Source organism: Streptococcus sp. HMSC034E03 (genome assembly GCF_001811505.1).
Lineage (GTDB): Bacteria > Bacillota > Bacilli > Lactobacillales > Streptococcaceae > Streptococcus.
Genome location: NZ_KV804961.1, coordinates 1 through 205, shown reverse-complemented (window position 1 = coordinate 205; position 205 = coordinate 1). Strand labels below are relative to the sequence as shown.

The 205-nt window shown below is 40.0% G+C and carries 1 pseudogene; it reads right to left on the bottom strand.

Annotated features, from left to right (window positions below):
• Positions 1–25: 25 nt before the first annotated feature.
• Positions 26–205: pseudogene (locus HMPREF2805_RS01995) on the bottom strand (hypothetical protein); the annotation flags it as partial.

Genomic DNA, 205 nt, shown 5'->3' with positions numbered 1-205 from the left:
AACCGTTTCAGTGCTTCACTCGGCTTTATTTTTTCTCCTTTGGGTCAACATCACCCACCAGATGAGAGTAGATGTCTGCAAATACCGCAAAAATATCCGCCATATCTGTGTATTTCAAAAGTTCTTCCACTTCCAAATCTTCAAACAATGAGGCGATGAATTCCAATTGCTTGTCTAATTTCTCTACCTCTGACACATCAGATGA